5 protein-coding genes are annotated in these 3,609 nt (G+C 57.1%); all 5 read left to right on the plus strand.

From position 1 onward, the window contains the following. The coding region (locus P0645_RS19125) for a polymorphic toxin-type HINT domain-containing protein (protein WP_284166147.1) at window positions 1–529 on the plus strand (529 nt) is incomplete at its 5' end. After that, window positions 520–1,011 carry a DUF2750 domain-containing protein gene (locus tag P0645_RS19130; RefSeq protein WP_284166148.1) on the plus strand — a complete coding sequence of 164 codons (492 nt, stop codon included), beginning with the start codon at window positions 520–522 and terminating at the stop codon, window positions 1,009–1,011. The genes P0645_RS19125 and P0645_RS19130, both read left to right, overlap by 10 nt. A 20-nt stretch (window positions 1,012–1,031) precedes the next feature. Beyond that, entirely contained in the window at window positions 1,032–1,757 is a 726-nt protein-coding gene (locus tag P0645_RS19135) for a polymorphic toxin-type HINT domain-containing protein (protein ID WP_284166149.1), read from the plus strand. A gap of 761 nt (window positions 1,758–2,518) precedes the next feature. Then, window positions 2,519–3,067 (plus strand): polymorphic toxin-type HINT domain-containing protein, encoded by a 549-nt coding sequence (locus tag P0645_RS19140; RefSeq protein WP_284166150.1) that lies wholly within the window; start codon window positions 2,519–2,521, stop codon window positions 3,065–3,067. Then, on the plus strand, window positions 3,064–3,546 hold the full coding sequence (locus P0645_RS19145) for a DUF2750 domain-containing protein (protein ID WP_284166151.1): 483 nt from the start codon (window positions 3,064–3,066) through the stop codon (window positions 3,544–3,546). The genes P0645_RS19140 and P0645_RS19145 overlap by 4 nt, the downstream gene beginning before the upstream one ends. Window positions 3,547–3,609 lie beyond the last annotated feature (63 nt).

The following is a 3,609-nucleotide window of genomic DNA, read 5'->3' on the forward strand; positions in this document are numbered from 1 at the left end:
GCGTCAGGCGACGGATGTGGTCTGGCTGGGGCTGGAGGCGTCGGGGCAGAGCTCACGTCTCGGCGTGACGGCGGAGCATCCGCTTTATGTCGAGGGCCGGGGCTGGGTGCAGGCCGGGGAACTGGCGGTCGGCGACCGGATCGTGAATGCCGACGGCGGGGTGATCACGGTCGTCTCGCGGGAGCTGGACGACCGGCCGATGATCGTCCACAATCTCGAGATCGCAGGCGCCCACACCTACTTCGCCGGAGAGCTGGAGGCGTGGGGGCATAATAAGAAAGGGCGCCCTCCAGCTGACTGGTGGAGCGAGTTGCTGTGTGATGACAAAGTTGCGGCACACATCAAGGGCTGGTTGCAGCAACAATCGAATGCAGGCGTGCCGCCATCCCGGTGGACCTTGCCTCCCGGCTACGATCAGGGACACTACCCAGGTAATCGCGGCGCTCACAACATGTGCTCACGTGTTGAATTGACACGCGACAATCGTCGTAGACCTCTTATTACTGGTAGGAATTTCAAATGGCGTTGAAAGATTATAAGTCCGCAAGGCAACGTAAGATATGGCAATCAATCCCCGACGAAGAACGACGCGCGGATCGAAGACCATTGACACAGACAGAGCGACACACACTTTTGTCTATGGCTGCGAGTGATCGTTACGACTACTTACTTAGGGAAATGTGTGCTCGCGAAGAGGGTTGGGCGGCATTTGGTCCGCAAGATATGGCTGGATGGCTTGACCCCCTACACGATCTGGACGTCGTCCCTGTCTGGCCCCACAGCGAATTGGCATCTAGCATGGAGATAGTAAAGAGAAATTCCTGGGATATTGTTCCGATACCGGTCGTTGATTGGATTGATGAAATAATACCGAAGCTAATTGAATCTGAAAACTTTGTCTGCGCTTTCCCAACCAACAACGGTGAGTTCATTGTTCGAAGCGGTGAGCAGTTTGCAAAGGATCTGGAAGCGCATTGGAACGGATTCGCCAAGTCGCTTGCAGCACCGTAGCCTAACTCTCTCAAGCGATTGTGCCCTCCTGCGGCGGCAAGGGGCCGAAGGGCCGGTTCGGGGCGCTGTCGCTGGGGCTTTCGCTCTCGGGCTCCTCCTTCCCGGAGGGGACTTTGGTCCTGACGCCGTCGGGCAAGGTCCGGATCGAGGACCTTCGCGAGGGCGACCTCGTGGTGGCGCGGAACGAGGAGACGGGCCAGACCGGGGTCTTTCCGGTGACGGCGGTGATGGGTCGGCAGGCGACCGATCTGGTTCGGCTGACGCTCGAGGGGCCGGACGGGACGGCCAGCGCGATGGCGGTGACGGCGGAACATCCGCTCTATGTCGCGGGCGAGTGGGTCAGGGCCGGCGATCTCAAGCCCGGCGACGGGATCGAGAATGCGGACGAGACCCTCATCCGCGTGCTCACGGTCACGCTGGACGCGACGCCGACCTTGGTGCACAATATCGAGGTCGCAGGCGCGCATACCTACTTCGCGGGCGAGCTGGAGGCGTGGAGCCATAATGCAAGTTGGTCGAAGTTCAGAAAGGCACTCTACGACGATTGTGGCGGGACCTGTTCGTATTGCGGTATTCAAACGGTGTTCTCCGGACCGCGGACCGGACCCCGTGGGAATCGATTCTCACTTGACCACATCCTGTCCAGGAAAGACGGCGGAGAAGATGTTTTGTCAAACTTCGCTGGCGCCTGTTGCTCTTGCAACTCAAAGAAGGGTGCCAGGAGCGGTCGAAGGTGGAACGAATGAGTACGCAGCACGAAGCTGTCATGGTATGCCCACATGTCGCGAGCTCTCCAGCGGTTGCTGAGTTTATCTGTCGAACACAAGATGGGCTTGTCGCGGCATGCTCCGCAGATTGTAGTTCGCTCCGCGACGGTTTCGGGTTGAGCTTAATGGGATATCAACACATTCTCGTCGCCGCTCGAGTACCGGAAGATATGGGTGCGCTTCCAGTAAATTGTCAATTGCTGTTTGTTTCGGGAAGGTGGAGTTTGGCTCCCTTCGAAGACGACACTGAGCCTGCCTTGGGCGAGTTCAGGATCGCGTCTTCGGACGATCCCTTGCGTCAACCAGCCGGTGGGAAAACTCGCTGGGACTACTACACTTCGTTGGGGAGACCGGTAACGGTGACATTGGATGAGGGGATACGAGCATTACCTATTTGGCCGGAAGGAAGCAAGATTCCTCCAGGGTTCCTCGCAAGTGGAAACGGCACGGAAATTCTACAATCTGAGGACCTCGATGGCCTAAAGCTAAAAGCAAAGGAATATAGTATCTATTTCCTTGCGCCAAACTTCTTGTGTAACGACTTCGATATAGGCTTGGTGGTCTGAACAATAGTCAGTTGTTCGCTGTAAACATCGTCTGGGTCCCGCGCAGTCCATATCGACGCGAAACGGCTCACCTATAGGGCGACCTTGTCGTGGCGCAGATCGAGGAGACGGAGTCTCCGGCGGTCGGGGCTGCAAAGGTCCACCGGACCTTTTTCTTGACGCCCCTCACTCCCCGTGGCCGCGATCATGGGGCGTCAGGCGACGGATGTGGTCTGGCTGGGGCTGGAGGCCTCGGGGCAGAGCTCACGTCTCGGCGTGACGGCGGAGCATCCGCTTTACGTCGAGGGCCGGGGCTGGGTGCAGGCGGGCGAACTCGCCCCCGGCGACCGGATCGTGGACGCGGACGGCGGGGTGATCACCGTCGTCTCGGCGGAGCTGGACGACCGGCCGACGCTGGTGCACAATCTCGAGGTCGCGGGGACGCATACCTACTTCGCGGGCGAACTGGAGGCTTGGGGGCATAATCGGTGGAAAGGACGGGGGCAGTTCTACAAGCAACTGCTGAGCTGTCCAAAGACGCCGAAATCCGTAAAGGGCTGGATAAAGCGTCATCAGGGTCCGCGCGGCGGCTTGTCCAACATTCCTAATCCTCCTGGATTCGATGAAGGGCACCCGCTGCGGCAAACTCGTGCAAAAGGGTGCCCGCTTGATCCGAAAACCGCAAGACTTGAATTGATCAGAGACAACCGCGCGCGCGGCGGCAGAACGGGAGGAGCTTATTGAGAGATCTAGATGAACTCAGCGAGATCGAAATTCTTGAAATTCGTGAACTCGTAACCAGGTTTGAGGGCACCTGGGTCAATTCTATAGAGCCTTCCAAAAATGAGATCGATGCAGTCACAAATCTCAATAATGATCAGTGCGCACACTACGGCCTCATTAGAATAGCTGTGACAGGTCGAGTGTTTCGGGCTTCCGACGATGATGGTACGATATTTCACAAGTACCCAAACGGCGATGAAAGTATCCCATTCTACCCCGCTGAGGCGTGGCTCTACCTTGATCTTCAAGCGGAGTACCCGGAAGCAAGAGCCATAGAAATGGAGACAAAATATTTTGTGGATCGCTATCTTAAACGTATGGAGAAAGACCAACTCTATGCCGAAATATTGGCCTTGCCCCAGAACAAAGCGTTATTAGTAATGCCCAGCTTAGCCGAAACCATCTTGGTTGCTATCCAGGCTGAAATTAGTGCCAAGTGAATGTCTATGACATCGGCGCGATGTATGATGTGACCGGGCACGACCGTCTTCTGGAATATCGCG

Origin of the sequence: Frigidibacter sp. SD6-1, from assembly GCF_030143255.1 — a bacterium.
In the GTDB taxonomy this organism is placed as follows: Bacteria; Pseudomonadota; Alphaproteobacteria; order Rhodobacterales; family Rhodobacteraceae; genus TMP-24.